Annotated in this window: 16 protein-coding genes; 8 read left to right on the top strand and 8 right to left on the bottom strand. The window is 68.0% G+C overall.

What is annotated here, in order from left to right; all coding sequences use genetic code 11:
* Positions 1–11: 11 nt before the first annotated feature.
* Positions 12–1,787 carry an ABC transporter ATP-binding protein gene (locus tag OG558_RS36200; RefSeq protein WP_405067019.1) on the bottom strand — a complete coding sequence of 592 codons (1,776 nt, stop codon included), beginning with the start codon at positions 1,785–1,787 and terminating at the stop codon, positions 12–14.
* A complete protein-coding gene (locus tag OG558_RS36195; protein WP_405067018.1) occupies positions 1,780–3,423 on the bottom strand; it encodes an ABC transporter transmembrane domain-containing protein in 1,644 nt (547 codons plus the stop codon). Before OG558_RS36195 ends, OG558_RS36200 begins: the two co-directional genes overlap by 8 nt.
* Before the next feature lie 417 nt (positions 3,424–3,840).
* Here OG558_RS36195 and ligD point away from each other — a divergent pair, with 417 nt between their 5' ends.
* On the top strand, positions 3,841–4,812 hold the full coding sequence (ligD, locus tag OG558_RS36190) for a non-homologous end-joining DNA ligase (RefSeq protein WP_405067016.1): 972 nt from the start codon (positions 3,841–3,843) through the stop codon (positions 4,810–4,812).
* 11 nt (positions 4,813–4,823) lie between these two features.
* On the opposite strand, the gene OG558_RS36185 is transcribed toward ligD, so the two are convergent.
* Both OG558_RS36185 and OG558_RS36180 read right to left on the bottom strand, forming a co-directional pair.
* Positions 4,824–6,212 carry an SIR2 family protein gene (locus OG558_RS36185; protein ID WP_405067015.1) on the bottom strand — a complete coding sequence of 463 codons (1,389 nt, stop codon included), beginning with the start codon at positions 6,210–6,212 and terminating at the stop codon, positions 4,824–4,826.
* A gap of 120 nt (positions 6,213–6,332) precedes the next feature.
* Positions 6,333–7,397: a LacI family DNA-binding transcriptional regulator gene (locus OG558_RS36180; RefSeq protein WP_405067014.1), complete on the bottom strand. Its 1,065-nt coding sequence runs from the start codon at positions 7,395–7,397 to the stop codon at positions 6,333–6,335.
* Positions 7,398–7,641: 244 nt separating this feature from the next.
* Between OG558_RS36180 and OG558_RS36175 the strand changes: the two genes are divergently transcribed.
* The 7 genes from OG558_RS36175 to OG558_RS36145 all read left to right on the top strand — a co-directional run bounded on the left by OG558_RS36175 (position 7,642) and on the right by OG558_RS36145 (position 16,911).
* Positions 7,642–8,121, top strand: a complete 480-nt coding sequence (locus tag OG558_RS36175; protein ID WP_329476617.1) for an SRPBCC domain-containing protein — start codon at positions 7,642–7,644, stop codon at positions 8,119–8,121.
* Positions 8,118–9,494: an MFS transporter gene (locus OG558_RS36170; protein ID WP_405067013.1), complete on the top strand. Its 1,377-nt coding sequence runs from the start codon at positions 8,118–8,120 to the stop codon at positions 9,492–9,494. The genes OG558_RS36175 and OG558_RS36170 overlap by 4 nt, the downstream gene beginning before the upstream one ends.
* A gap of 14 nt (positions 9,495–9,508) precedes the next feature.
* A complete protein-coding gene (locus tag OG558_RS36165) occupies positions 9,509–10,015 on the top strand; it encodes a universal stress protein (RefSeq protein ID WP_405067012.1) in 507 nt (168 codons plus the stop codon).
* A gap of 11 nt (positions 10,016–10,026) precedes the next feature.
* A complete protein-coding gene (gtfA, locus tag OG558_RS36160) occupies positions 10,027–11,502 on the top strand; it encodes a sucrose phosphorylase (RefSeq protein WP_405067011.1) in 1,476 nt (491 codons plus the stop codon).
* Between the two features lie 175 nt (positions 11,503–11,677).
* Positions 11,678–14,764 carry a choice-of-anchor D domain-containing protein gene (locus tag OG558_RS36155; protein ID WP_405067010.1) on the top strand — a complete coding sequence of 1,029 codons (3,087 nt, stop codon included), beginning with the start codon at positions 11,678–11,680 and terminating at the stop codon, positions 14,762–14,764.
* The gene (locus tag OG558_RS36150) at positions 14,761–15,105 is read left to right on the top strand and encodes a discoidin domain-containing protein (RefSeq protein ID WP_405067009.1); all 345 of its coding nucleotides are present in this window, start codon (positions 14,761–14,763) and stop codon (positions 15,103–15,105) included. The genes OG558_RS36155 and OG558_RS36150 overlap by 4 nt, the downstream gene beginning before the upstream one ends.
* 147 nt (positions 15,106–15,252) lie before the next feature.
* Positions 15,253–16,911, top strand: a complete 1,659-nt coding sequence (locus OG558_RS36145; protein WP_405067007.1) for a DUF4091 domain-containing protein — start codon at positions 15,253–15,255, stop codon at positions 16,909–16,911.
* Between the two features lie 178 nt (positions 16,912–17,089).
* Here the strand turns inward: OG558_RS36145 and OG558_RS36140 are convergent, their stop codons facing one another.
* The 4 genes from OG558_RS36140 to OG558_RS36125 all read right to left on the bottom strand — a co-directional run bounded on the left by OG558_RS36140 (position 17,090) and on the right by OG558_RS36125 (position 23,543).
* Positions 17,090–18,481 (bottom strand): FAD-binding oxidoreductase, encoded by a 1,392-nt coding sequence (locus OG558_RS36140; protein ID WP_405067006.1) that lies wholly within the window; start codon positions 18,479–18,481, stop codon positions 17,090–17,092.
* 96 nt (positions 18,482–18,577) lie between these two features.
* The gene (locus tag OG558_RS36135) at positions 18,578–19,948 is read right to left on the bottom strand and encodes an FAD-binding oxidoreductase (RefSeq protein ID WP_405067005.1); all 1,371 of its coding nucleotides are present in this window, start codon (positions 19,946–19,948) and stop codon (positions 18,578–18,580) included.
* Positions 19,945–21,141 (bottom strand): hypothetical protein, encoded by a 1,197-nt coding sequence (locus OG558_RS36130; protein WP_405067004.1) that lies wholly within the window; start codon positions 21,139–21,141, stop codon positions 19,945–19,947. The genes OG558_RS36135 and OG558_RS36130 overlap by 4 nt, the downstream gene beginning before the upstream one ends.
* The gene (locus OG558_RS36125; RefSeq protein ID WP_405067003.1) at positions 21,042–23,543 is read right to left on the bottom strand and encodes a BTAD domain-containing putative transcriptional regulator; all 2,502 of its coding nucleotides are present in this window, start codon (positions 23,541–23,543) and stop codon (positions 21,042–21,044) included. The genes OG558_RS36130 and OG558_RS36125 overlap by 100 nt, the downstream gene beginning before the upstream one ends.
* Positions 23,544–23,591: the final 48 nt, after the last annotated feature.

Raw genomic sequence — 23,591 nt, 5'->3', positions numbered from 1 at the left:
CGGCAGGCGAGTTACCCCTCATCGGGCAGCGACTGATCTTCGGATGATCCTGCATGCCATGACTGCCAGAGTTTGCCGTAGACGCGTCCTGCGCTGACAAGTTCGTCGTGGGTGCCGAGCTCGACGAGTTCACCGGCTTCCATGACTGCGATTCTGTCGGCGTCGTGCGCTGTCTGCAGGCGGTGGGCGATCGCGATCACGGTGCGACCGCGGAGGACGGCGGCTAGTGATTGTTCCGTTCGCCGTGCTGTTTTCGGGTCGAGTTGTGCGGTGGCTTCGTCCAGGATCAGCGTGTGGGGGTTGGCGAGGACGACTCGTGCCAGCGAGAGCTGCTGGGCACTGGCGCCGTCGAGGTTGGTGTCGTGGCCGAGCTCGGTGTCCAGGCCGTGTGGTAGGCCGTCCATCCACGCGGCTCCGACGGCGTCCAACGCGGCGTACAGCTCCTGGTCCGTGGCGTTCGGTCGTGCGATCCGCAGGTTGTCGCGCACGGTGTCGTGGAAGACGTGATGATCTTGGGTGATGAGTACGACGTGCTCCCGCAGGTGGTCGGGCGACAGGTCGGCAACCGGCGTACCACCGATGGTCACGGACCCGGTGTGAGGGCGGTCGAGGCCGGCGAGGAGCCGTGCGAGGGTTGACTTTCCTGCTCCGGAGGTGCCGACGATAGCCAGCCGTTCTCCGGGCTGCACGAAGAGATTGATTCCGTGCAGTACGTCGCGAGCACCTGTGTAGCTGTAATGCGCGTTGTTCACTTGGATACGGTCACCGTCGAGGGCGTCGGTGCCTTGACCGTTCGAGGTCAGCTGGATGTCAGCTAGCCCTTCGACGCGGGCGTAGGAGGCTCCGGCTCCTTGCAGCTGTTCGATCCAGAGCATCAGAGTGTTGAGTGGGCCGACGAGTTGGCGTAAGTAGACCGTCGCCGTCACCACGATTCCCAGGCTGACCAGACCATTGGCGTAAAGGCCACCGCCGATGACAAGGACGCCGACCACCGGTAGTGCTAGCGCAACTTCCGACCACGGAAACAGCACCGTTCGCAGCCACAATGCACCTAGGCGTGCGGACCGGGCTTGGTTGATAGCGGCTTCGGTGGCCTGTGTCCGGCGGTGTTCCAATCCGAGGAGTTCGATCGTGCGAGCGCCTTTGGCGGTGCTGGCGACGACGTCGGCCAGCTCTGCACCAGATGCGGCGACTGCCAAATAGGCCGGCCTGGCACGTCGCAGATACCAGCGCACGGCGGCTCCAACGCCGATCAGGCACGCGAGCCCGCACAGCCCTAGCCACGGATCCAGGACGAGCACCGCGACGATGAGAAACAGGGCGTGGACGACGGCCACGAGAACTTCTGGCACTGCTGACCGCAATGTCATGGCCACCAGCGAGGCATCGGTGCTGCCGCGGGCGATCAGATCGCCGGCGGGAAGATGGTCCGCCACTCGTGGGGGCAGCGCCAAGGTCCGTTCCAGGAATCGCTCGCGAACGCGTGCGGCGGTGCGTTCGCCGAACCGATAGCCGATCTTGAGCGCCCACCACGTGAGCACCGTCTGCACGATCGTCAACACCAGCGCGCCGAAGGCAAGTCGGTCCACCGTGCTCAGCACGTCACCCGAGCCGGCCTGGATGGTGTCGATGATTCGGCCGAGCAGCCACGGACCCGTCAGACCTGCCGCCGAGGCGAGCCCATTGACAAGGATGACCCCAACCACGGCCCGGCGGTCTGCACCCAAGTCTCCGATCGCCGCAGTACGGACTTCGGCTGGGCCCGCAACCGGCATCTGCCTACTCATCGGCGACCTCATCGTCTTCGGTGTCAGCTTGGGCGCGGGAGACCAGGTCGCGATAGTAGGGGTCGCTGCGCAGAAGTTCCGCGTGCGTTCCGACTGACGAAGCGCGACCGTCGATCAGGACGATGACCTCGTCAGCACGATCGAGCACGAGTGGCGACGCCGTCGTGACGAGTGTGGTCGTGCCGCGCCGGGCTTCGCGGAGCCGGTCGATCATGGCCGCTTCGGTGTTGGCATCGACTGCAGAGGTCGGGTCGACGGCAAGCAGTACGTCGGGTGTGGAATAGACGGCGCGGGCGAGTTGGATGCGTTGCCGTTGCCCACCAGAAAGGTCACTCCCGCCGGCGGCGATCGCCGCATCCAGACCGCCGGGCAACGCCTCCACCACATCCTCGGCGACCGCTGTACGGATGGCCGCACGAATCCGGTCATCGTCAGGCTCAAGACGCCCCGCCACAACGTCTCGCACTGTGCCGGCGAACACCTCGGCATGGTTGTCAGCGACAACCAACCGATGCCGGAACTCCTCGCGGGCAACATCGTGAATCCGCGCACCGGCCCACGTCACACCTGCCTCGGAATCGGTGCTCAGGTGCCCAAGCCTCTCGATCACCGCGAGCGCCTCCGCGGGCCGGGCAGCTACCAACGCTGTGAACACGCCAGGACGAACGATCACGCCCGAGTCAGGATCGGCCAACGGGCCACAGCCAGTCGGGATCGTCGCAGGGTCGTCGTCGTTGTGGCGTACGACCGGCAGGTTGAGCAGATCGATGATTCGTTGACCGGCCACTCGAGCACGAGCGATATCGCCACCGCCTTCGATGAAGGACGCCACCGGTACGACCAGCACGGCAACGTAGCCGTAGACGGCGACAAGATCACCGATGGTGATATCGCCGACCGCCGCCATTCTCGCCGACAACCACACCACCGCGGCCAGGAACAGCGCCGGCAAGCCGCTCGACAATGCGCCAACCCAACTCGAGGGTCCGGCGACCCGGTAGCCGCGATCCACCAGTCCCTGCGACTGCTGTTCATACCGCTCGGCCACAAACGCCTTCCCACCGAGGCCATTCAGCACGCGGAGTCCGGCCAACACATCGACCAGACGCGTCGTCAACCGCCCCTGGTACGCCCGGTACTCGCCGCCGGTGTGTTCAATGCGCCGCAAGAACGGACCAACTGCGATGGCGAGCAACGGCACGCCGCCGAGGACCAGGGCGGCTAGCAACGGTGAAATGGTGAACAGCACAACCGCAACAACGGCGTAGGCCAGGACCGCGCCAACGCCAGGCCCCGTGACAGTCAACGCCTGCGCAACGGTGTTCACGTCGGCGATGCCGACGGTCACCACCTCCCCGGCGCTCACGCGACGCGCCAAAGAGGCACCCAAGCGGGACGTGTGCCACACCGTCGCCCGGACCGAGCGAAATGATGCGTCCATCCGGATCTTGGTCATGGTGCGATGCCGAGCGATCCCCAGCAGCGCGTTGACCACACTGACCACGAGCAATACCAGCGCCCACCCGACGAGAGCGGCAGTATCGCCTGCGACAAGCCCGTCATCCACCGCACGGGACAGCACCCAAGGTGGCACCGCCAAACCGACCATCCAGCAGCTGCCCAACATCGCACCCATCGCGACACGTCGTGACTGCGATCGGGTAAGCCAGAAAAGGAAGCGAAAAGGGCTGGTCAGATCACCCGGCGTCGGCGGGACCCAGGTCTCGGTTGTCCTGTCCAACCACCGGCGGACTGCAGCCATCCGGTACATCCGCCGCCGTGCACTGTCGCGGGCCATGCCGCAGATCCTCGCAGCAACGCATCCAACGAGGAAAACCACTCGTGATGCATCAGCCTCGGGAGGCGCTCTTCGTCGCCCTGGGGCGAGGTGTAATCCAAGGATTTGGAGCCCTACGCATTCAAGATCTCGGAAGAGATGTTCGACGGGGGCGTATTTTCAGACGGAGAGCCGGACGCGCTGTTCGCGAGCTGGAGGCGCTGACCAAGCTCCGCGAGTGCCCCGCAAGCATGACTTCCGTTTGGAGGACAAGTGATGCCGACCGACGATCGCCGGCCGCAACCGATGCCCACGTCGGCGAGCGCGATGCTGGCCACGCTGACAGACGAGCGTTTCTCCGATCCGGAGTGGTTGTTCGAGCGGAAGTGGGACGGCGTGCGATGCCTGGCGTTCCGTACGGCGTCAGGCGAGGTCCGACTGCGCACACGCAACGACAAGCCGCTGGAAGGTACCTACCCCGAGATCGCCGACGCGGTGGCGAGCGAGTGCGAGGTGGCCGCGGTGCTGGACGGTGAGGTCGTGGCGTTCGTCGGCCGCCGCACCAGCTTCGAGCGCCTGCAGGGCCGCTTGGGGCTGACCGATCCTGTCGCTGCGAGGGCGACCGGCATCGCTGTCTTCTACTACGTTTTCGATGTGCTGCATCTCGACGGGTACGACGTCCGGGGCTTGCCGTTGCGGGAGCGCAAGCGCTTGCTCCGCGACGCCGTCCATTTCGCCGATCCGCTGCGGTTCACGGCGCATCGCAACACCACGGGCGAGGATGAGTTCCGCAAGGCGTGCGCGCGAGGTGACGAGGGCGTGATCGCCAAGCGGGCCGATTCGCCGTACGCCGCCGGTCGGTCGCACGACTGGCTGAAGTTCAAGTGCGTGCGTGACCAGGAACTGGTGATCGGCGGCTACACAGCACCGAAGGGCTCCCGGATCGACTTCGGCGCGTTGCTCGTCGGCTACTTCGACGGGGACGATTTCGTCTATGCCGGGAAGGTCGGTACGGGTTTCAACGCCTCGGTGCTCACCGACCTCCACGCGCGAATGCAGAGCCTGGAGCGGGAACAGTCCCCGTTCACTCGTGGACGAGTTCGTGAGCGGGACGTGCACTGGGTCGAACCGCGGCTCGTGGCACAGATCGGCTTCACGGAGTGGACCCGGGACGGGCTGCTCCGGCATCCGCGGTACACCGGGTTGCGCGACGACAAGAACGCGCGAGAGGTCGTGCGCGAAAGCTGATCGGTCCCGATCTAGCCTCTGGGCCGGCACATGGCCTGGTCGATCGCGGTCATCGCGGCCATCACCGCGACGTCCGGATCAGGGTCGGCCAGGTTGCGCCAGACCTGGGGATCACACGGGCGGCCGCCGAGATCCGGAGGTGTGCTCGAGCTGTCCCAGACGTCTCGAGCAGTTGCGCCGCTGGAGGCCAGCGGGATGACACTGACGCCGCGTTCGAGTGCCCAGCGGACCTCGTCGCTGGTGCCGCTTCCCCCGCAGATGACCAGCAGCGCGCGGCAGTCGTTGAGGACGCTGCCGACGAGTTCTTCCCGCTCCAGGTCGGTGAAGATGGCGGTGCCGACGTGCGCGTCCATCAGTGGCGCTTGTTCTCCGAGGTTCTTCCGGAAGTAGATGCGGAACCGGTCAGGCTCGTAGCGGCCGTTGGCCCGGAGGAGTTCGGCGAGTCGGCTCGTGACGCCCCACCCCGCCGGCCCGCCGAGCGAGGCTAGCTGCCACGACGGAGGACGTGCGGTGAGCGCGACCGCGAGCTTGTCGTACCACGGCTTCAGCAGTGCCTTGTCGCCGCTCCCGCTGACGAACAAACGCTCCGGGCGGGTTCGGGTGGTGATTGCCCGCAGCATCGGGGTGAGTTCGCTGAAGTCGCTGATCTCGCAGACGTGCACACCGCTGTTCTCCAAGTCGCTGACCCGCAGTTCGTGGAGCTGGATCCCCTCAGGGTCGGCCGGCCGACGCAGGACGGTGAGGTGCCGGTCCGCGGCGGTGGTGCCGTACCGACGAGCAAGTCGCAGCAGAAGGTCGATGTTGGGGTCGGCGAAGCTGAAACCGAGGAAGAGCATCGTGCGAGTGAGGTACGACGCTCGCAGCAGCGCCCACATCCGCGGATGCGTGTCCTCGTACTGCTCGAAGTCGCTGCGGGTGATCACCGGCGGCGCGATCCAGGCCGGCGGGTTGTCGAGGCTGAGGCCGCCGTGCATCTTGATAATCGTCCGGCGGCCGGTGCCGATGTCCAGAGCATCGTTGTCCTGCGTGGCGACGCTGGCGTCGGGAGCTGCCGTTTCCAGCAGCGAATCGAAGTTGGTCGTCCAGATCTCGTCGATCGGGAGCTTCGCGATGAGGTCATGACTCAGTGCCGGTGTCCGGTACGCCGACAGTTCCTTGCGCAGGTGATTCTCCAGCGCCGGGCGCCGGCCGGGACCGTTCTGCTCGTAGTACTCGGCGAGCAATGGCAGATCCGCGAAGGCGCCCGCTACGCCGATCTCGGCGGCGAGCGGGCCCAGGAGGTCGCTCCAGGTCGGCAGTCCGGCCGCCGCGGACAGGCCGGCGCCCACGAACAGCGAGGCGACTCCGGCATCGACGGCGCCGCCGAAGATCCCCACGAGCTCGTACCGGTCGATGGTCACCCCGACAGCGTGCCACGTCCGGCCCGCGCCCGTTCCCTGCCGAGGATCTCAGGACTGGTCGAGTCAGTGCCGCACTCGGCGTCGCGGGCTGTGTTGGCGCCGCTGCGAGGATGCGGGTGGTCAGTGTTTGCGGCGGGTTCGGCGTGGGGGTGCTGAGCTGGCGCGGAGGACGAGGTGGGTCGGGAGGACGATGTCGGTGTCCGGCTCGTGGTCCGACGGTGTCTCCAAGGCTTGCAGCAGTAGCTGGGCGGCGACCGCGCCCTGCTCGTGGGCGTCTTGTGCCACGGTCGTCAGGTCGAGGACCTGTGCCAGCTCGTGATCGTCGATGCCCACGACCGACATTCTTTCGGGCACCGGGAGGCCGGCCCGGCGTAGCGCCCAGAGTGCCCCCAGGGCCAGTTCGTCGTACTCCGCGAACACCGCGGTCGGCAGTACCGGTCCCGAGAGCAGTTGCGCTATCGCGGCCGCGCCGCCTTCGATCCCGTAGTGACCGGTGACAGTGAGGTCCGGATCGACCGTGAGCCCAGCGGATCTCAGGGCCAGGTCGTAGCCCCGACGACGCTGCTCGGAGGAGGCGAAGCCGAAGCCCGGGTCGTCCGGTACGCCGGCGATGAGGCCGATCTTCTCGTGTCCCTGGTGCAGGAGATGGTTGACCGCGGTTCGGGCCGCGGCGATCTCGTCGATGCGTACGGAGGGCGAGCCAGGCACGTGGGAACCCACACTGACGAGCGGTAGGTCGAGGGCGCGTAGCGCCAGTGTGTGCTCCTCGGAGAGTGGCATCGACAGCGAGAGGATGCCGTCGACCCGTCGGGCGAGTGGCATCCGCTCGAAGAACCTGTCGCGGTCGTTCGCGCTGCCGAGGTGATAGAGGACCACGTCGTACCCAGACTCCCGCAGGATGTCGGTCACCCCGGCGACTACGGTGCTGAAGAACCAGCGGGTGATGAACGGGACGACTACTGCGATAGCACGGGTCCGGCCCGACGCGAGGCCGGACGCCTGGGGTGAGGCGACGTAGGAGAGCTGATGCGCCGCGTCCAGCACGCGCCGGCGGGTCTGCGGAGCGACCTTGGACTGCCCGCGCAGGGATCGGGACACGGTGGCGGGGGATACGCCGGCCAGAGCGGCGACGTCGAGAATGCCGGGCCGGCCGGCCGGCGACTCCCGCCCCCGCTCAGTGCTCACGACCCACTCCAACTGGATTGCTTCACGGATCTCCGGATGAAAACGCTTTCACCAATTCTTTTTCCCATCTTACCGCCAGTAAAGGCTTAAGAAATAAGGACTTACGGAGTCAAGGCGACACGCCCTTGTCCATCTCCAGTGACTCATGTCACACTCCCTATGAAAACGCTTTTACCACTCCCGTCGGCCTCGCCCGATGCCCTCCGCCCACGACCCGAGTGACGGCGCTGACGGAGGAGGAGCCTTGACTGCGAATGTGATCGTCACGGTGGAGCGCCAGTTCGACTACCCCCGCGAGCGAGTCTTCCGGGCATGGACCGAGCCGACGGAGCTGGCCCAGTGGCGCGGCTCCCCGGGCTGGCACGTGGAGACGGAGAGCCTGCGGGGCGAGCAGAAGCTCGGCGGCCATCACTATCACCTCAAGGTGCGCGACAACGATCCGAGCACCCGAGTGGGCACCGACGGCGTCTACACCGAGTACTTCGACCCCGACGTCTTTGTGTCCCGGGAGCGGATCACCGGAGATCCCGGCATCGACCCCGACGTACCGCTCGAACTGCGGGTCGAGTTCTCCAAGACCGGGCGTGACGGGACGCTGGTCCGGATCATCCAGGGCCCCTACGAACCCGACGTCGCCGGCTGGCACGGCGAGGGCTGGGAGAAGGAACTGATCCGGCTTCAGGACTTCCTCGTCAAGACGAGCCGGCAGGAGGCCACGCCATGAGTTCGGTCGAGCAGCGTTCCAGCCTGCAGCACACCGCCATCGTCCGGCAGAAGCCGCTGATGAACATGCGGCAGATCCTGCTGATGAATCTCGGGTTCTTCGGTATCCAATACAGCTTCGGGATGCAGCAGACCGCCGTGAACCCGGTCTACGAGTTCCTCGGCGCCAATCCGGGCGACCTGCCGATCCTGAACCTGGCCGGACCGATCACCGGTCTTCTCATCCAGCCGCTCATCGGAGCCCTGTCGGACCGGACGTGGAGCCCTCGGTGGGGTCGCCGCAAGCCGTTCTTCATCGCCGGTGCCATCGGCTGCAGCATCTGCCTGTTCCTGTTCCCGTTCGTCACGGCGGTCTGGATGGCCGTACTGCTGCTGTGGCTCCTCGACGCCAGCAACAACACAGCGATGGAGCCCTACCGCGCGTTCATCGCCGACAAGTTGCCGCCGTCCCAGCTGGGCAAGGGCTTCCTCGCCCAGTCCTTCTTCACCGGTCTCGGCATCACACTCGCCAACATCTCGCTGTACGTCTTCCAGCAGTTGATCGACGGCGCCACCAAGGCCGGCATCCCGTACTGGGTGGTGGGGTCGTTCATGCTCGGCGCGGTCTGCTCGATCGGGACGGTCCTGGTATCGGTGCTGACCACTCCCGAGATCCCGCCGAGTGCGGAGGAACTCGCCGCGCTGCGGGCGAAGCGGGGCGGCTTCGGCTCGGCCATGCGGGAGATCGGCGAGGCGATCGTCGAGATGCCGCCCGAGTTGCGCAAGCTGGGCCTGGTTTACCTGTTCCAGTGGTACGGCATGGTCTGTTACTGGCAGTTCGTCGCGTTGTCCATCTGGAAGTCCGTCTTCCCGCCGACCGATCAGGGCAAGGAGGACGCCGTCGCGTGGACCGGCCTCGTCAACGGCTGGTACAACATCGTCACCTTCAGCGTCGCCTTCTCGCTGGTCGCCTTCGCCCGCCGGCGCGGGGCCAAGGTGGTGCACTGTGTCTGCCTGATGCTGGCCGCAGTCGGGTTGCTGATCTTCCCGTCGGTGAGCAACAAGTACCTGCTCTTCATCCCGATCATCGGGCTCGGCATCGCGTGGGCCTCGATCATGGGCGTGCCCTACATCATGGCGGTCCGGATGATCCCGTCGACCCGGTACGGCGTCTACATGGGCATCATCAACATGATGATCGTCGTCCCGATGCTGATCCAGTCTGTCACCTTCGGTGCGATCTACGAGAACGTCCTCGACGCCAACCCCAACAACGCCATCCGGTTCGCCGGCGTACTTCTCGGTCTGGCGGGGCTCACCATGCTGTGGATCAAGGAACCGCCGATCGTCCGTGACGTCGACGAGGTCAGCTACATGCCGTCGGCCGGGCACTGAGGAGGAGGATCGCCATGACCATGAAGGACTACCGCACGATCGTCGTCGGCACCGACGGATCCGAGCTCGCGGGGCAGGTGGTCGCCCGGGCCGCTTGGCTCGCCGTCCGGGACGACGCCGACCTCGTCATCGTCTGCGCGTTCTCCCAGCTGCCCCGCCGGGCAGAGGCGAAGAACGTCGCCACCCTGGGCGGCGATCCGCGCACTGGACAGGTGCTGGGCCGCGAAGCCGCCGGCCTGGCCCTGGATGGGGCCATGACGACGGCGAGGAAAGAGGGGGCGACGGTCTCCGCCGCCCTCCTCGTCGATGGGGAGCCGTCCACCGCGCTGACCACCACTGCCGAGGAGCGTTCCGCGGATCTGATCGTGCTCGGCGCCGTCCACGACCGCTCACTCGCGGACAGGCTGCTCGGAACGGTCGCCACCGAAGTGACCAAGCGGGCCGGCTGCGACGTACTCGTCGTCCGGCCGGTGGACGAGAAGGGTGATCTCGAGATACCCGAGGAGGCATCCCGGGTCTGAGGGCAGTGGCCATGGCAGACAAGGTTGAGCTGATCGCCTACGCGGACCGCCTCGGCGGAGACCTGCCGGGCTTGCACGAAGTACTGCGCGGGCCGCTCGCAGGACTGTTCGGCGGGGTCCACGTGCTGCCGTTCTTCCCGCCGTACGACGGCGCCGACGCCGGCTTCGACCCAGTGGACCACACAGAGGTCGACGAACGGCTCGGCAGCTGGTCGGACGTCGCGCGCCTCGCGAAGGACTTCGACCTGATGGTGGACGTCATCGTCAACCATGTCTCGGCCGACTCCGCGCCGTTCGTGGATTGGCTCGCGCACGGCGGGCGGTCCGAGTCCGACGGTATGGTCCTCACCTTCGCCGGAGTCTTTCCCGACGGGGCGACCGAGGAGATGCTGCTGCGGCTGTACCGCCCGCGTCCCGGGCTGCCGTTCACGCCGTACCAGCTCGCGGACGGTACCAAGCGGCTGGTCTGGACGACGTTCACACCGCAGCAGATCGATATCGACGTGCGGCACGCGGGGACGCGCGAGTACTTGGTCAAGGTGCTCGATCGGCTCGCCGCGGCCGGGGTACGGCGAGTGCGTCTGGACGCGGTCGGCTATGCGGTGAAAACGCCGGGGCTGACCTCGTTCATGACTCCTGAGACATTCGAGTTCATCGACGACGTCACCGCCTGGTGCCGTGAGCGCGGGCTCGAGGTCCTTGTCGAGGTGCACTCATACTACCGCCGGCAGATCGAGATCGCAGATCGGGTCGACCGCGTCTACGACTTCGCCCTTCCACCGCTCGTGCTGCACGCGATCACCGCCAAGGACGCCGATCCGCTCCTGGCCTGGCTGGCCATCCGGCCGCGGGATGCGGTCACCGTGCTCGACACCCACGACGGCATCGGGGTGATCGACGTCGGCGCCGACGCCGGCGACCGGTCCCAGCTCGGGCTGCTCACACCCGAGCAGATCGATCGGCTGGTCGAGGCGATCCACGACGGCAGCGGAGGCACCTCGCGCCAGGCGACCGGCGCCGCCGCCTCCAACGTCGACCTGTACCAGGTGAACTGCACCTTCTACGACGCCCTCGGCCGGGACGACGACCGCTACCTGCTGGCTCGGGCGGTGCAGCTCCTCACGCCCGGTATCGCGCAGGTGTACTACGTCGGGCTCCTTGCCGGTTGCAACGACATGGAGCTCCTGGCACGCTCCAATGTCGGACGCGACGTCAACCGCCACCACTACACACGCCCGGAGATCGAGCTCGAACTGCGACGCCCAGTGGTGCAGGCATTGCTGCGACTCATCCGCTTTCGCAACTCCCACCCGGCTTTCGAGGGCGCGTTCTCAGCCGCGGGCGGCGGCCCTCACCTGACCATGGCGTGGACCCACCACAACGACCAGGTAACCCTCGACGCGACCCTCGACACCCCGTCGGCCACCCTCACCTGGACCGAAGCAGGCACCCGCCGAACTGCGCCGCTCCACGAACTCCCCTTCTGACGCCTGCCCGCATCGTCACCTCTCGTGCCCGGCCGGCCGGAGAGGTGAGTCTGGTTCTTGCAAAGATTGATTCAGATATTGCGTTGATGTCTGCCGCGTTACGGTCTGGCCGCCGCGCCGCAGTCCTTCGGAGCTGTGCGATCGACTATCCGCCCCTGTCGAGAGAGAGCAGCGCATGTTCCGGTCAATCAAATCCTGGAAGGCCCGCGTCGGCGTGCTCGCCGCGTGCGGCGCGTTGGTCGCCGCCAGTCTTGCCGTCGTGGCCGCCGTACCGGCGTGGGCCGCTGCGTCCGGCGGTGTCGGCGCCACCTTGCCGTACGTCGAGGTGCAGGCCGAGAACTCGTCGACCAACGGGACCGTCATCGGCCCGAGCGCCGACTACAACACGCTTGCCGCCGAGTCGTCCTATCGCAAGGCAGTGACGTTGCAGGGCACCGGCAAGTTCGTCGAGTTCACGACGCCCGCGGCGACGAACTCCATCGTCTTCCGCTACAGCATCCCGGACACCGGGTCCGGGTCGGTCTACACGCCGCAGCTGTCCCTCTATGTCAACGGGACCAAGCAGCCCACCTTCACCCTGACCAACGCGTACAGCTGGTACTACGGCGGCCACCCGTTCACGAACTCGCCGGGGAGCAACCCGCACCACTTCTACGATGAGGTCCACCGGCTGTTCCCAACTCCCTACCCGGCCGGCACGAAGTTCCGGTTGCAGGTCGACTCCGAGGACACCGCTTCGTCGTACACGATCGACTTCGCCGACTTCGAGAACGTCGCGGGCGCTCTGACCCAGCCGGCCGGCTCGGTCTCGGTGACCAGTACGGGCGCAGACCCGACGGGCGCCGCGGACTCGACCGCCGCGTTCAACTCGGCGATGACCGCAGCCGGCGCCGGCGGCACCGTATGGATTCCGGAGGGGACGTTCAGGATCCCGGGTCACCTGATCCTGAACAACATCACCATCAAGGGTGCGGGCATGTGGCGCTCGACCGTCGTCGGTGCGGCGCCGGGCTTCTACGGCAACTACGCGCCCAACGGCAGCAGCGGCGTACACCTGTCGGACTTCGCGATCTTCGGCGACGTGCAGGAGCGCAACGACGGCGCCCAGGTGAACGGCATCGGCGGCGCGCTGAACAACTCCACTGTGGACCGGGTGTGGATCGAGCACGAGAAGGTCGGCGCCTGGATGGACGGCCCGTTCACCAACCTGGTCCTCAGCGGCGTGCGCATCCGCAACGTGACGGCCGACGGGGTCAACTTCCACAACGGCGTCACCAACTCCAAGGTCACGAACAGCGATCTGCGCAACCTCGGCGATGACGGCCTGGCGACCTGGGCGGAGCAGAACGCCGACGTCAACGACTCGTTCGACCACAACACGGTGCAGTACCCGATCCTTGCCAACGGCATCGCCATCTACGGCGGCCACGACAACTTCGTCACCGACAACCGGGTGATCGACGCAGGCCTTACGCAGGGCGGTGGAATCCACGTCGCGCAGCGATTCGCCTCGACGACGCTCGGGCGTACGGACGTTCTGCGCAACACGATCATCCGGTCCGGGAGCCTGGATCCCAACTGGCAGTTCGGGGTCGGGGCACTCTGGTTCGACGCGCGGGACGGCGCGATGTCCGGCCTGACCAACGTCGACAACATCCTCATCGAGCAGAGCCCGTACGAGGCCGTCCAATTCGTCTCGGGCTCGAACATCAGCAACGTCAAGATCAACAACGCGACGATCCAGAACACCGGAACCTGGGTGGTCCAGGAGCAGGTCGGCGGCTCGGCCACCATCACCAACAGCACGGCCACCGGTACCCAGGCACCCGGACCGATCTACAGCTGTGGCGTCGGCTTCACGCTCACCGACGGCGGCGGCAACTCGGGCATCTTCGCGCCTGGACAGTGTCAGAACATCACCGCGCCGGCGTTCCCGCCGTACCTGCCGGACAACGGATCGCAGCTCTCGATCAGCCCGAGCGCGCTCAGCTTCGGCTCCGTCGCGACCGGTACGTCGAGTGCCCCGCAGGCCGTCACCGTCACGAACAGCGGTACGGCGGCGGCGCCGGTCAGCTCCGTCGCGATCACCGGTGACTACGGTCAGACCAACAACTGCGGCACCAGCATTGCGGCCGGCGCCTCGTGCACGGTCAACGTCACCTTCAGCCCCACGACGGCGGGCAGTCGAGCCGGAAACCTGACCGTCAACGCGGCCGGGGTCACCAGCACCGTCCCGCTCTCGGGTACGGGTGTCGCACCCGGGCCGATCCTCACCCCGAACCCGGGCAGCCTGTCCTTCCCGGATACCCAAGTAGGAAGTTCCTCGCCGACTCAGACCGTTGCGGTGACCAACTCCGGTACGACGTCTGCGACGGTGTCGGCCGTGTCCGCCTCGGGCGACTTCGGTCAGACGAACAACTGCGCCACAGTCGCCGTCGGCGCGTCCTGCACGGTGACGGTCACGTTCCGGCCGACTGCGTCGGGAGCGCGTGCCGGCGGGGTGACGGTGACCAGCAACGCCAACAACAGCCCGACCTCGATCTCCCTGACGGGCAACGGCATCGGGACCGACACCAACCTCGCCCTCGGGAAGCCGGCCTCGGCGAGCAGCCAGGCCAACGGCACGCAGACCCCTGCGATGGCAACGGATGGCGATGCGAACACCTATTGGGAAAGTGCCAACAACGCCTTCCCGCAGTGGCTGCAGGCGGACCTCGGAGCGGTACGCAGCATCGGCAAGGTGACGCTGAAGCTACCGCCGAGCTCGGCGTGGGGCACGCGCACGCAGACGTTGTCGGTCCAGACCAGCACCGATGGAACGAACTTCAGTACGGCGGTCGCATCCGCGACGTACACATTCACGTCACCTACCAACGTCGTGAACATCACCGTTCCGGCGACCGATGCTCGCTACGTCCGGGTCAACATCACGGCCAACAGCGGTTGGCCTGCCGGGCAGGTGTCGGAACTCGAGGTGTACCCAAGCGGTGGCAGCCCGATCAACGCTCCGGTGTTGAGCGCCAGCCCGTCCTCGCTCACCTTCGGATCGCAGACGCTCAACACGACAAGTGCCGCCCAGGCGATCACCGTGACCAACACGGGCAGCCTGGCCGCCTCGGTCTCGAGCGTCACGGCCTCGGGTGACTACACGCAGACCAACAACTGTCCGGTACTGGCGTCGGTGCCACGAACACCAACCTCGCCGCGGGCAAGCCCACCAGCGAGTCCAGCCACACTGACGTCTACCCGTCGAGCAACGTGACCGACGGCAACCAGGCGACGTACTGGGAGAGCGCCAACAATGCCTTCCCGCAGTGGGTACAGGTCGACCTCGGCTCTGCAAGTAGCGCCAGCCGGATCGTCCTGCAGTTGCCCACCGCATGGGGAGCGCGCACCGAGACGCTGTCTGTCCTCGGCAGTACTGACGGCACGACCTTCAGCACGGTCGCCGGATCCGCGGGCTACTCCTTCGCCTCTGGTAGCAACAACACGGTGACCATCACCTTCGCCCCGACGACCAAGCGCTACTTCCGGCTGAACATCACGGCGAACACAGGTTGGGCTGCGGGCCAGCTCTCCGAGTTCCAGGTCTGGGACTCCTAGTCGGGAACCGCCGGCCGGTACGACGAACCCGTCGTACCGGCCGGAGGTATGGACTCATCGTTGTGTATTGATGCGCGAATCTGCATCATAGGGTCCACAATCACGCAAAGAAGCGTGTCGTCCTGGCGTCGGAAGGAGTGGTCCGAAGTGACCGCGAAGTGGACGTTCGTACTCTGCGATGCGCTCGCGAAGGTGCACCCGGTTCGGGACCCGCGGCCCGTGACCACCGCAACCCGGTTCCAGGCGTTCCTCGGCGAGCCGGCGTCCTTCCAACTCGCCTACCGCCCTCCGCTCGACCCGACGTTCCGCGACCCGCGCCCGCTCCAGGTGCGGATCGAGGGGGAAGCTGGCGACCTGGTCGCGGTGTCGAGCGTGGACCTCGTGCCTTGCGCCTTCCTCGCTCTCCCGGGGCATGACGACGGCTATGAGTGGGACGAACCCGGGCTGTATCCCGACGTGCTGCGTCCCGTGCCGAACGGCGAAGCTCCCGTGCGGTTCGGCAGTTGGGGGGCGGTGTGGTTCGACCTGACCGCGACCGATCCGGTGCGGGCCGGCGTACACGAACTCACGATCGTGATGGTCTCGCCGGACGGGTCTGAGCTCCATCGGGAGCCGGTCACCGTCGAAATCACCGGTATCGAGCTGCCGCCACTCGACATCGTGTCGAGCCACTGGATGCACCTCGACGCGCTGGCCGATCACTACGGTGTCGAGGTGTTCAGCGAAGAGCACTGGACCCTCGTCGAGCGATTCATCGCATCGGCGGCGGAAATGGGTGTGACGTCGCTGCTCGCACCGGTCTGGACGCCACCGCTCGACACTGCGGTCGGTTCGTACCGCACCGTTGTGCAGCTCATCGACATCACGGCGACCGCCGAGGGATACCGGTTCGGCTTCGATCGGCTTCGGCGCTGGCTCGACCTGTGCCGACGCAACGGGATCAGCGGCGTCGAGGTCGCGCATCTCTTCACCCAGTGGGGCGCGGAAGCAACGCCCGGCATCGTCGTGAACCAGCAGCGAGCGTTCGGTTGGGACGTCCCGGCAACCGACGCTCGATACCGGACCTTGATGGAAGCGCTCCTGCCGGCGCTGCAGGCAGTGCTCGACGAGGAATGGGACCGCGAGCACGTGGTCTTCCACATCTCGGACGAGCCATCCGGAGAGGGTGGACTCGCGAGCTACCTCGCCGCGAAAGCCGTCGTCGCCGATCTCCTGAAGGGCTGGACGGTCGTCGACGCCCTCAGCGAGCACTCCTTCTACACGTCGGGTGCCGTTCCCGTGCCCGTCGTCGCGACCGATCACGTCGAACCGTTCCTGGCGGAGCGGCCGGAACGCTTGTGGGTGTACTACTGCGTCTCACAGGATCGCGATGTCGCGAACCGATTCATCGGGATGCCCTCGTCGCGCAACCGTGCGATCGGGCACCAGCTCTTCTCCTCCGGCGTAGACGGATTCCTCCACTGGGGATTCAACTTCTGGTACTCCTGGCACTCCATCCGGCGGGTGGACCCCTTCACGGACACCTCGGCGGGAGGTGCGTTCCCGTCCGGAGACCCCTTCGCCGTCTACCCGGGCCCGGACAGAACACCCTGGCCGTCGATCCGCTTCCGCGTCTTCGCGCAGGCAATGTGGGACCACCGCGCACTACAAGCCGTACGCGCGGCCCACGGAACCACCGCGGCCCTGGACCTCATCGACCCCGACCGCACCCTCCGCTTCAACCGCCCCGTCCTCGACCCAAACCACTACTACCAAGCCCGCCAACGCATAGCCGCAGCACTGACCAACACTGAGCCCGTGGCTTAGATCGAACGACTCCACTCTGAGGCGGGGAGTGGCCGAGTCGAACCTCGAACCCGGGTGGATGCACTCTCATACTTAAAGTTGACTTGAGGTCAACAGTGGCAGGACTGGCGACGCCGGCCTTCCACGCGCGCGCGGCGGAGTGTGGGGGCTCCGCCGCGCGCTTCGTGCTCTGTGAGTATCAGCCGGCAACCGCGCGGGCGTACTCACCGATCTGCAGGACACCGTCCGGGTCGTACTTTCGGCTCACCTCGGCGATCCGCCGAAGTGTCTCCTCGTCGTACGCGCGGCGCGCCGTCCGGGCGTCGTGGGGAGGCCCGAAGTTCGGCCAGACGCCGCCGGTGTCCCACTCGGACAGCGCCGCGTAGAGGCGGTCCCAGTGCGGTAGCACGCGGGGGTCTTCCGCGATGCCCACGGCGAGCACGCTGAAGCCGGCGGCTCGGTGCGAGAAGGCGTCCGGGTGTTCGGCCTCCCGGGCGTAGGCGCCACCCAGCTGGCGGACCTCGACCATGATCTGCGGTGACCCCGCGTCGTAGCCGGCCACGTCGAGCAGCCGCTTCGCGGTCACGTCGGTGAACTCGGTGAGCAGCATGGCCGGGTCGACGACGGGCATCGGGTCGACCGGGTCGGCGTGCACCGAGTCGACGGCCAGGTACGGCTTCAGGTCGGCGTCGTCGAGGATCACCGGAGCGACGGAGCGGATCTGGTCCAGCAGCTCGCGGCCCTCGTCCGCGGCCCCGGTCCAGAGGAAGCGGACACCGAGGGTCATGCGGCCCGCCAGGGCCGGCGGGACGCCGGGCATGTCGGGCAGTTGGAAGAGCACGAACGACGTCGTCGCCTGCTCGGGAAGATTCTCCGACCAGTCCCGCCACCGCTCGATGACGCGTGCTGAGTCGGCGCCGTCGAAGTACACCGCGCCGCCGTAGAACGTCGGCAGGTGCACCAGGTCGAACTCCACCGCCGTCACGATCGCGGTGGCGCCCTTGCCGCCCCGGAGGGCGAAGAACAGATCCGGGTGCTCGGTCGGGGTGACGCGACGGAACTCGCCGTCTCCTGTGACGACCTCGAACGCGCGCACCTTGTCCGCGGCGAGACCGTACGTGCGGGCCATCGGGCCGACGCCACCACCGGTCGTGTACCCGACCACGCCGACGTCGCTGGTGGACCCGTTGAGCGGAGCCAGCCCGTACCGCGCGGCCGCTCGGATCACCGGGAGCCATTTGACGCCGGCCCCGACGCGAGCCCAACCCTCAGGGTGAACAGTGACCTCGTCGAGGCCCTTGGTCACCACGAGCAGGTGTCCGGCGTACGAGCTGTCGGCCCCGTGGCCGGTGGCCTGTACGCCGACGGTGTAGCCGTGTTCCCGGGCGAAGCGGACGGTGGCGACCACGTCCTCGGCAGTGCGTACGGCGACAACCGCGGCCGGCCGCATGGGTACCGTGAGGAGCCACGGCGTGGACAGCGCGGCGTACTGCTCGTCGTCGGGTGTGTGAACCTCGCCGGTCAGGCGACTGCGGAGTTCCTCGAGGGAGGTGTGCTGCCGGATGGTGGCGCGGTCAAGAGCGATCGTCATCGAACTTCTCCTGTTCGGTCTGTCGTTGCTGTGATGACGGACCGACGGTGTCGCGAAGCACTTGACGGCGACTTGTGACCGGCTTGAGGCGCCGGCTCAAGTCTGATGCGGTGCCATGAAGAGCCTGTGCGGATCGAGCCTGCGACGGATCGCGGTGAGCCGGGCGTGGACGTCCGGCGGGAAGGCTTTGCGGGTGTCGCTGCTGTCGTCGAGCATCGGAAGATAGGTGCCTCCGGTCGACCAGGGGGCGACCGCGGCCAGGAACCGCTCCGCGTCGGCGCGCTGCCGCGGCCAGTCGTCGGGCTCGAACCCCAGGCCGACACCCAGTGCCAGGAAGGCGCCGTCGAGGGCCGACAGGATGCCGCCGTCCGGGTCCGGCCGGGACAGTGCGCCGCCGAGCTGGCGCAACTCGGCCACCGTGAGGGTGCTGCCGGATCGCGGACCGACAGTCTCGATGACCGCGGCGATCGCGGCGACGGGAAGCTCGGCGACCAGCGTGCTGCTCGCGTACGCGGGGGTCGGCTCCTCCGGCTCGAGGTGCAGCCTGACCAGGTCGGCGGCCGGAACCCGGCCGATCGTGTCGAGCTCCGGAGCGAGTCCGCGCAACGGCGCCAGTACGTCGTCTGCGAACGCGTCGTCGCCGAGCACGGCACCGTCGATGATGGCCAATCGCCGACCCCGGACCTCGGCCGGTATCGAGTCCCGATCGGGTACGTCGACCAGGCGGAACGACGTCGTCACGTGCTCGGGGGCGTCCGCGCACCACGCGACCCACCCGGGCAGGACCTGGTCGACGGCCGTCCCGTCCCAGGCGAGGAACCCGGCGACGACCGTCTGGATCGGCTGGAGCTCGAACTCGAGCGCACAGACCACGCCGAGCGGCGTACCGCCACCGCGGAGGGCCCAGAACAGGTCGGGGTCGCTGTCGGCGGTCGCTCGTACGAAGGTGCCGTCGGCGAGGACGACCTCGACTGCCGTGACGGAGTTGCATTGCAGACCGAGTCGCCGGGCGTACCATCCGATCCCGCCACCGAGCGAGTAGCCGACCACGCCGACGTCGGGGGAGGACGGATGCAGCGTGGCCAGCCCATACCTCCCGGCCGCCTCCGCGACATCACCCCACAACACGCCGGCGCCGACGCGGGCGATTCGGTTCTCGGGGTCGATGCTCAGCTCCGTCATCGCGGAGGTGCGCAGCAGTACGGCATCGGCCAGCCTGCCGCCCAGCGCCGGGGCGCCGTGGCCGGTGCCCTGCGGCGCGACCGAAAGGCCGGCGGCCTGCGCGGCGCGGACGACCTCGGCGACCTCCTCGGGAAACGCGGGATAGGCGACGGCCGCGGGATAGTCGGAGACGACCAGGTTCCACGGTGCGCGCGCCATGTCGTACGCCCGATCGCCGGGAAGCTGCACGGCGCCGCCGCAGAGCCCTCGAAGGCTCGCGGCCCGGAGACTCTGCTGCACCGTCACTGGAGCCTCCCGTTCTGGTCGTGCGTCATGGTCACCTGTCCGACTTGAGAAACTCTTGAGCTGCCGGGTTCCGCCGTGAAGCCGGCACCGTCCAGGACGTCCCGAACGGTTCCCGGTGTGACGAACATCCGCTGCGCGACTTCGTGAACGTCCAGGCCGGCGGCGGTCAGGTCGAGGATCTGCCGGTCGGTCCGCGACAACCGGGGCACCTCGTCGGTGCCTGGCTCGATCGGGCGACCGCGCCGCTCCAGTTCGGTCAAGGCCCGCTCGCGCACCGCACCGGCGCCGCGCTGCTCCGCCAACCTGCTTGCAGCTTCCAGCAGCGCGATCGCATCCTCGCCGCCCACGTCCGGATGGCTGCCGAGCGCGCATTGTGCTCGGGCGAGGTCGACCGCGGCGGTCGTCGACGAAAGCAGCTCCACCGCCTCCACGAGGTCGTCGAGACCCGCGCGACCACGGAACTCGCCCAGCATGCACAAAGCCCTGCCGAGGAAGCTCGGTGCGCCCCAGGTCCGAAGCAGAGCCAGTTCCTCCTCGGCCGTCTCGATCGCCTCCGACGTTCGTCCGAGCCCGAACAAAGCTGCGGCCTTGATGGACCGCCACGGGTTCCAGACCGGATTGACGATGGCGATCCCGTCGATGGTCGACTGCGGATCGCCGAGCACGACAAGGGCTTCCTCGCAGCGGCCCTCGGCGACCAGCAGGCGCGCCACGGCCTGCTGATAAACGCGACCGCCTTCGCCGAACGCGGCGCCGCCGGCGAAGGCGTCGGCCGCCCGGCGGGCGGCAGCGAGGTCGCCCCGATCGAGATGACAGCCGATCTGGAAGGCGCGGGCGAAGGGTTCGCCCACCCGCGTACCTCCCCAGAGGCGATCCTGGTCGAGCGCGGCCCGCAGGCACGCCAGGGCCTCGTGGAGCTCACCGCGGCGCCACTGCCAGAAGCCTTCCCACAGGCTGGTGGAGAGGGCCGCGAACAGCGACCCGCGCGCGTGGCTGGCGGCGCGAGCCCGGCTCCAGAAGTCGCCGATGTCGTCGTCGGAGAGGATCCGGACCGCCGCGGCATTGACCCAGAACAGCCCGTCGTCGACCGCGATCAGGTGGTCGCCGTCGAGTGCGAAACGGGCCATCGCGATGGCGCGTTCCCGGTCGCTGCCGGCCAGAACCGCTTCCAGTGCGACCGTGGCGGCCAGCATCCGCGCTCCCGGTCCTTGGCCGGCCGGCTCCTGAGCGGGTGTCTGCCAGCCGTCGCCGATGCTGTGCATGAACCCACTGATGCGCTGGATGGCGATGAGCGCCTGGCGCTGGTCGGCCAGTCCGTCAGGCAGCGCCGCGGCGGCCTCCCGGGCGAAGGTCGTCGCGACTCCGGGCGGACTCGCGAACACTTGGGTCGAGGCGGCCGCGATGGCGATCTCGCTGCGGACGCGCGGGTCGTCCTGCAGCCGGTACGCCTGCACCAGGTGTTCAACCGCCGCCGCACCGTCCACTGGCGCTTCTCGCATCCCGAGCTCGAGCACGACGTCACCTCGCCCCGAGCCCATCGGCGACTCGACAAGTGCCCTGCGCAGTAGGTCACCGCGCTCTCCGACGCCCCTCGCTCCGCCGCCTCGCGCGCCGCCGTACGGAGCAGTGTCACGACGTTCTCGTCACCCCGGGGCGGCGCCAGCAGTAGGTGTGCCGCAACCAGTTCGTCACTCGTCCGGGCAGACCGGAGGACCGACGCGGCCCGCTCGTGGCAAAGTTCCCGCTCGGCCGCCGGCTGCGCTTGGTACACCGCGTCCCGCACGAGCGGGTGTGCGAACGTCACTGGTTGCTCGTCCCTGACGATCTCGGCACGCGCCAGTGCGGCCAGCGCTTCCGCGGTACGGGCCTCCGTGACGCCGGCCAGTGCCGCGATCGCCGGCAGGGCCGCACCGTCGCCGAGGACGGAGGCCGCCCTCGCGACGACCACGACGTCGGGTGGCAGCCTGCGCAACTGCAGCAGTACCCGGCTCGACACCGCCCGCGACCCGACCGCTACGACCCGGTCGGCGTGGGAGGCATCCGGCCGGACGCCGTCAGCCGCAAGAGCCTGGAGCAGCTGACACAGCAGGAACGGGTTCCCCGCGGTCGTCCGCTCGCAGGCGGTGACGAACAAGGGTGCGGGTCGTACGCCGAGCCGTCGCTCCACCAGTTCCGCCGTCGCCTCCGTGGACAGCGGCGCCGGCCGTACGACGAGCGCCTCGGGTTCGAGCGCCAGCTCTGCGATGAGGTCCTCGTGGTCGTGTTGCTCGCCGGTGCGCAGGGTCGCCAGGACCAGTACGGGTACCGCGGCGAGCCGTCGTACCAGATATGCCAGGAAGCGGAGCGAGGCGCCGTCACACCACTGCGCATCGTCGACCGCGAGTACCAGTGGTCCCTCGGTCGTGAGGTTGACCGCCGGCCAGTACAAGCCGTGCAGCACGGCGAAGCCTTCGGCCCGGCCGCCGTCGGCGATGTCGAACACGGCCCCGGCTCCCGCTGCGGCCCCACGCAGCAGCTCGCCGCGACGCACGGGGTCGCCGACTTCTGCCTCGAACAGCTGGCGTACGACGCCGAACGCGAACGCACTCTCCAACGCGCTCCCGCGGGCCGACAGCACCCGCACGGACCGCTCGGCCGCGAGCCTGCGCGCCTCGGCCAGCAGCCGCGTCTTTCCGATCCCGGCCGGACCCTCGAACAACAGCAGGCCGGGCTGCCCGCCAGCGAGGTCGTCCAGCGTCGACCGGAGTGCGGCGAGCTCGCGGTCCCGGTCGACGAGACCGTTGCGGTCCGGGGCCGTTGCCTGCACCGTCTCCTGCCGCGGTTGCTTGGCCGGAACCAGTTCGGGCGACTGCGCGAGTACCTGCGCCTCCAGTTCGCGGAGAGCCGGACCGGGGTCGACGCCGAGCTCGTCGGCCAGGGTCTCGCGGGCACGCCGCAGCGCGGCCAGTGCGTCGGCCTGCCGATGGGCGCGGTACAACCCGAGCGCCAGCAGCCGCCACCGCTCCTCCCGCAACGGCTCCTCGGCGACCATCCCCTCCAGCTCGGCAGCGACAAGGGCCGCCTCCCCGAGATCGAGACGAGCGGCGAGCAGCCGCTCCCGGCCGACAGATCGCAGCTCGGTCAGGCGGGCGATCTCGGCAGCGGCCCACGGCTCGTCGGCGTACTCGGCCAGCGCCGGACCGCGCCACAGCGCGAGCGCCTCGTGCAGCGCGGCCGCCGCCTCCGCAGGGGACGTCGTGGCCGTCTGCAGCAGGGTCTCGAACCGCCAGGCGTCGACCGCGTCGGAGGGGAGTCGTACGGCGTACCCGGGACCCTCGCGGACGACGACCGCGGACCGGGCGCGAGCCGGTGACCCCGGCTGCAAGCTGCGGCGCAGGTGCGAGACATAGGACTGCAGGGCGCCGGCGGTGTTGCCAGGCGCATGTTCTCCCCAGACCGCGTCGGCGAGCCGGTCGGCCGGGACGACCTCGCCGCGTGCGAGCACCAGCACGGCGAGTACGGCGCGCTGCCGCCGCCCACCCAGATCGAGCACGGCACCGTCGTACGACGCCGTGAACTCGCCGAGCAGGTTGATCCGCAGCTGGTCCGCCCCCACGCCACCACCCCCACCGCCACGGTAAACGAAGAAGACTCATTTCGACAT

Source organism: Kribbella sp. NBC_01510 (assembly GCF_045040325.1).
Lineage (GTDB): Bacteria > Actinomycetota > Actinomycetes > Propionibacteriales > Kribbellaceae > Kribbella.
Note: the sequence above shows the minus strand (reverse complement) of the source record. Positions and strands in the feature narration are given on the sequence as shown.